This is a genomic window from Leucobacter sp. USHLN154 (assembly GCF_037145595.1).
GTDB classification, from domain to species: domain Bacteria; phylum Actinomycetota; class Actinomycetes; order Actinomycetales; family Microbacteriaceae; genus Leucobacter; species Leucobacter alluvii.
Genome location: NZ_JBBCXF010000002.1, coordinates 425,760 through 431,759 on the forward strand (window position 1 = coordinate 425,760; position 6,000 = coordinate 431,759).

Annotated in this window: 3 protein-coding genes; all 3 read right to left on the minus strand. The window is 66.3% G+C overall.

Annotated features, from left to right (window positions below):
* Positions 1-35: 35 nt before the first annotated feature.
* Positions 36-491, minus strand: coding sequence for a VanZ family protein (locus tag WFH23_RS06070; protein ID WP_336661920.1), 456 nt, complete (start codon positions 489-491; stop codon positions 36-38).
* 29 nt (positions 492-520) lie between these two features.
* Positions 521-3,127, minus strand: a complete 2,607-nt coding sequence (locus WFH23_RS06075; protein ID WP_336661921.1) for a LuxR C-terminal-related transcriptional regulator — start codon at positions 3,125-3,127, stop codon at positions 521-523.
* Between the two features lie 308 nt (positions 3,128-3,435).
* Positions 3,436-6,000: DUF7927 domain-containing protein (locus WFH23_RS06080; RefSeq protein WP_336661922.1), on the minus strand; the 2,565-nt coding region annotated here is incomplete at its 5' end.

The window sequence follows — 6,000 nt, forward strand, 5'->3', positions numbered from 1 at the left end:
GCAGAAGCCACAGCGCTGTGCATGGCTGGGGCGCATCAGGCCTCGCGGCGCAGAGCTGATGCGCGCTCGCGATCCCTCGCGTGCAGCAGCTGCATGAGCAGCGCCGCGAATCCCACGCCGATCCACCCTCCGAGCGAATTCGCGACAACGTCGGCAAAGGTGGCGAATCGCTGGGGCAGCACGAGCAACTGCGTGGTCTCGATGATCGCCGATGCAGCCGGGGTCAGGAGCAGCGCGAGCCAGCGCCACGCGCCCGGGAGCAGGAGCGCGAGGAAGAACCCCACGGGCACGAACATCACGACGTTCGCGAGCCGTTCGAGTTCGGCGTACCCGAACCATGGCATGACGCCGTGCGCGTGCAGCACGTCGAAGATATCGCGCAGCACCCCGTTCACGCCGCGATCCACGGGAGTCGGCCACAGGGTGATCGACAAGATGACGGCGCCGCAAGTCGCGAGCCCCCAGAGCGCGGTGCGCACCCGCATCGGCATCACCGGATTCCTATCGTGATTCCCGGCGCTCATTCGAAGGGCTCGAGCGACGATTCCGCGACCTCAGCTGGATCATTGCTGAAGCCCATGGCGGCGATGGCCGAGAAGGCGTCTGCCCGCGTACCCACCCCGAGTTTGCGGTAGAGCCCCCGCAGTTGCGTCTTCACCGTGTTGGGCGAGATCGAGAGCGACCGAGCGAGCTCCGCGTTGTTCGCAGTGCGGGGAAGCGCCTCGATCAGGGCGAGTTCGCGCGGGGTGAAGACAGATTTCGGCCGGCTCGCGGGGATCATCGCGGGCGGGCGGGCGCCCGGCCGGCGAGATTCGGCACCGGCCAGACCGGCTCGGTCGGCGACGACGAAGACGGCGTCGAGAGCGTGGGCCGGCATCATCGCGAGAGCGAGCCCCTGCTCCCGCTGCTGCAGAAACTCGAGCGCTGTGCGCACTGCGACGTCCGCCCGCTTCTGATCATCCATGAGCGAGAGCGCTCCGGCGCGCAGGGTGAGGAGCTCCGCCTCCGATCGCGAGGAGAGCCGCTCAAACCCGTCCGACTGCCCCGCCTGCAGCAGCAGCCGCACGGCGTGCTCCGGTTTGCCGCGCACCAGGGCGACCCGCGCGAGCCCGATCAACGTGCGCGCCGTGTGCCGCGTGCCGAGCGCCTTCTCAGCCGCGAACGGGTTGCCAGCCGCGAGCTCGATCAGCGCTCGGGTGCGCGCCAGCCGCGACATCGTCTGTGGCGAAACCGCTCGGCGCCGCTGCTGCATCTTGACTTCCGCGTGCAACCGGAAGCGCGCCCGGTCGATCTCGCCGCGCAGCAGATCGATGAGCGCGTCGACGTGGGCGAGAAGCGGCCAGTGCTCGATGGTCTCCCGGTGAGCATCGAGCGATCGCAGATGCTGCTCCGCGGTGTCGGTGTCGAAGGCTTCGAGAGCGAGCGTCGCTTCGGCGAGCTGCAGAAAGCTGCCCATGTATCCCGTCAGCCAGCCCTCCGGCCAGGTAAGGCCCGCAGCCTCCCCCACGAGCCCGCGCGCTTCAGGCATATCTCCTCCGATCGCGAGCGTTCCGGCGGAGAGTGCGATCCCCTGCAATCCAGCTGTCAGGCCCTTCGCTTCTCCCACCGCCGTCGATCGCGCGAAGGCTGCGAGCGCCTCCTCTTCGAGATCCGAGTAGAAGAATGTCGTTCCGAACTGGTTGAGGACCGTAGGCTCGGTGCGCCCGAGCTCGTCGCGGTCGGCCGGGCTCATCGCCAGCACAGTCTCGTACCCGTCAAGTGCAGGCGCGAGTGCTGCCGTGAACTGTCCGCTGACGCGCAGAGATGCCGTCTCGATCGCCCGCAGCACCGCGCGGTCGGCTGGGCTCGAGTTGACGCGGTACTTGCGTGCCGCGAAGCGCGCAAGCGCGAAATACTCGAGCGCACGCAAGCGGCTTCGCCCTTGACGGTTCGCGTCGAGCGCGAGCAGCATTGCAACGAAGGGGTGGCTCCGCAAGACGGCGAGCGGAGTGCCCCGGAACAATTGCCGCAGCTGCTCCCCGTGATTGCGCAACAGCTCGTTCCAGTGCAGACGTATGACTCGTGAGGCGAAGGCCCAGTCCTCGAGCTGCACCGCTCGCCGCAGTGCTGCGAACGGAAACCCCACGGCAAGCTCCCAGTGGGCGACGGTGATCGTGAGCTCTCGAACCCGCCCAGGTCCGCTCGCTCGCAGACGGCGCTCGAACGACTCCTGAATGAGCGGAGTGAAGCTGAAGCTCGAAGCGCGCCCGGGGCTGATGTTCCAGAGCCCGAGCCCCTCGGCTTCCGCGCGATCGAGCATTGCCTTGGCATATGCGACCTCATCTGCACTCGGGGCCTCACCGATGGCACGAACTCCACCGCGCGCAACGCTCATGAGTTCGGCAGCAAGATCGGCGTCCATCATCTCCGCTGGAGAGACAGCCGTGAGAAAGCTCATGAAGGAATCGTCGACGGGTACCGACGCGAGTTGCAGCCTGATGAAGGAGTCGACGAGGGCGGAAAGCGTCGATCCCAGCGGTCTGTTTCGCGAAGGTTCAGCGCCGTGCTCGCCCTCCCCTGCGTGCGCGGTCTCCATCAACTTCGCGAAGAGTGGCACTCCTCCCTGGGCCAGTACCTCGGCCACTGCATCAGATGCGGGATCAACGCCCAGGATCTCGGCCGCTTCAGCCGTCGTGAGGGCGAGCTCGGACGCATCGATTCGGGCGAGTTCCAAGGTAAGCAGCAGCGCCGGCTCGTTGAGGATGCTCTGCTGGCGAGCTGTCGCGCGGATATTCAGCGAGCTCAGCTCGTGCGCGAGATCGAGAAGCGCGAGCTGAGTATCGCGATGCAGGTGGTCGAAGCTATCGATTGCGAGCACGAAGGGCCCGGTCAGACCGCGGAGGCCCGCTCGCGCGAGCTGCCACGCATCGGCGCCGCCGGCCAAAGCGTCGGCCGCCATCCTCAGCGGATTCTCGCTCGCCAATAAACCTAAGAGTTCCAGCTCTCGAGAGAGCAGTTCGACGAATGCGCCCGCCCCGAGCTGACGCTCTCGGATACGGAGCCAGACCCCGCTCGCCTCCGCCTCAGCGGCCCACTGTGCCATCGCCACCGTCTTGCCGTATCCGGCAGGAGCGTGTGCAAGAACCACTGTGTGCTCGTCGTCGAAGCGGGCACTCAACCTGGGCCGCGGCAGCGCCCAGGTTGGAATGCGAGGAACTCCACTGATGGTCATGCCAAACAACGCCCCCTTCGGATCGAATCAAGCAGTCTCGGCGCCTCGTGCCTCACCGGGCCTTCCTCAGTGTAGAAGAAGCCGGCCTGCGCCTTCACGATTCCATACGCTCGCCGCTCTCGCTGCTCCGCGCACTCAACACTCCGCCTATGCGCGCGAAAGGTCCGGGTCGCATGCTTCACGCGTGCGACCCGGACCTTCGGGTACGGGTCCTTCAATCGAGGCTAACGAACGGCCTTTCTCGGGCGCCGCGTGATCAGCAGACCTCCGCCCGCAGCGAGCAGTGCACCGAGTGCCAGCCAGGGCAAGGCCCGGGCACCCGTTACGGCCAACTGCGAGTTCACCGGATGCTCGGTGGCGCTGGCGGGCGGATTGATCGTGGCGCCGCCCGGAGGCGTTGCCGAAGCAACGGCCTCATTCTCGAGAAGCTGCCCTACGGCGTTCTCATTGACCCGCACCGAGTAGGTGACGGTGACCGTCTCGCCGACGGCGAGCCCGCCCTTCCAGAGGAGTTCGTCATCTGCGAATTCCACTCCGGCCGCTTCGCGCTGCCCAATCTGCGCAACAGCATCACCTTGATACTTCGCATGCTTCAGCACCCGTGAGAGGTCATCCGTGATCGTGACCTCGTTCAGGTCGGTCGCACCGGTGTTGACACCGGTGAGGGTGTAGTTGACGATGCTGCCAGCAGCCACCGCCCTCCCGGAAGCGGGGTCGGCCGTCTTCGAGAACTCGAAGCCCGGGGCGTTCACCGGGTGCTCCGTGCTGACGGGCGGCGGGGTGATCGAGTTGCCGCCGGGAGACGTGGCTTCGCCGCTGACAGTGTTGCGCACGGTCGTGCCGCCGGCATCACTGTTCACGGTCACCGAGTAGGTGATCGAGATGCGCTTGCCGATGCCGAGTTCGCCCTGCCAGTGGAGCTTCTCATCGTTCACGAGGGCCTCGCCGTTCGACGCAGTGACGTCACCATTGTAGGAGGCGTGCGCGAAGACCCCGGAGAGGTCATCCGAGATTTCAACCGGCGAGAGCACCGTCTGCCCCGTATTGACTCCGGTCACCGTGTACGTGATGACGCTGCCAGGATCGACTGCATCGCCCGTCGCAGGGTTTGCAGACTTCGCAATCTCGAAGCCGGGCTCGTTCACCGGATGCTCGGTCGTCGATTCGGGCGTCTCGATCGGAGGCGCATCGCCTGGCGGCGTCGCAATGCCCGCGACCGCGTTGCGGAGCGTCTCGCCGCCGGCGTCGCCGTGCACCGTCACCGAGTAGGTGATCGACACGCGCTCACCGATGCCGAGAGCGCCGTTCCAGACCAGTTCGTCGCCCTCGAGCGTCGCCGACCCCATCGAGGCTGCGACGTCGTCGTTGTAGTCGGCGTGGGCGAGCACGCCGGAGAGGTTGTCCACGATCGAAACCGGATCGAGGGCCGTCTCGCCCGTATTGACGCCCGTCACCGTGTAACGGACGACGCTTCCCGGATCGACCCGGCTTCCGGCCTCTGGATCGGCGCTCTTCGATACGGAAAAGCCCGGTACATTGACTGGATTGTCTGTCTCGACGGGCGGCGGAACGATCGTGTTCTCGTCGCCACCGGGTGGGGTCGCTTCGGCGGTCACGACGTTCACGAGGTTCTCACCCGCGGCCTCGGGGCCGACCGTCACCGAATAGGTGATGGTGACCGTCTGTTCGGCCTCGAGCACGCCGTTCCAGCTGAGCTCCTCGCCTGCGACGGTCGGTGCGGCCACGGGAACGCCGTTGATTGCGGCCGCCGCGTCGCCGTTGTACGTCGCGTGAGCGAGCACCTCGGAGAGGTCATCTGTGATTGACACCGGGTCGAGCACGGTTTCACCCGTGTTCTCGCCGGTCACCGTGTAACGGAGCACATTGCCGGTGTCGACAGTGCTTCCTGAGGCAGGATCAACCGACTTGCTGAGTTCGAAGCCCGGGGTGTTCACCGGGTGCTCCGTCTCAGCCGGAGGCGGAGCAATCGGGTCACCGGGTGTCGTCGGGCTCTCGGGGTCGCTCGGATCTTCAGGGATCTGCGGGGTTCCCGTGCCGTCGGCGACGTTCGAGAGCAGTTCGCCGCTCGCGTCGCTGTTCACGGTCACCGAGTAGGTGATCACGGCGCGCTCGCCGGCAGGCAATGCGCCGTTCCAGCTGAGTTCGTCTCCCGTGATCGAAACGTCGCCGGTCGTCGCGGAGACGTCACCGTTGTAGCTCGCGTACGCGAGCACCTCGGCGAGGTTGTCGGAGACCGACACCGGGTCGAGCACGGTATCACCCGTGTTCTCAGCCGTCACCGTGTACGTCACCGTATCACCGGCATTCACCGCGGCACCCGATGCAGGATCAGCGGACTTCGACACCGCGAACCCGGGGTTCACGACCGGGTGCTCCGTCTCAGCCGGAGGCGGGGTGATCGGATCTCCCGGCGTCGTCGGGCTCTCAGGGTCACTCGGATCCTCAGGAATCAGCGGAGTACCCGCCCCTTCGACCACATTGTGCAGCAGCACGCCCGTGGCATCCTCGTTCACCGTCACGGAATAGGTGATCGTCACCGAAGCGCCCGGTGCGAGCGTCCCGTTCCAGCTCAACGTGTTCTCAGCCACCGATGCCGTTCCGACCGAGGCCTTCACGTCATCGTTGTACTCGGCACTCGAGAGCACCGCCGAAAGATCGTCGGAGACCGACACCGGGTCGAGCACGGTATCACCCGTGTTCTCAGCCGTCACCGTGTACGTCACCGTATCACCGGCATTCACCGCGGCACCCGATGCAGGATCAGCGGA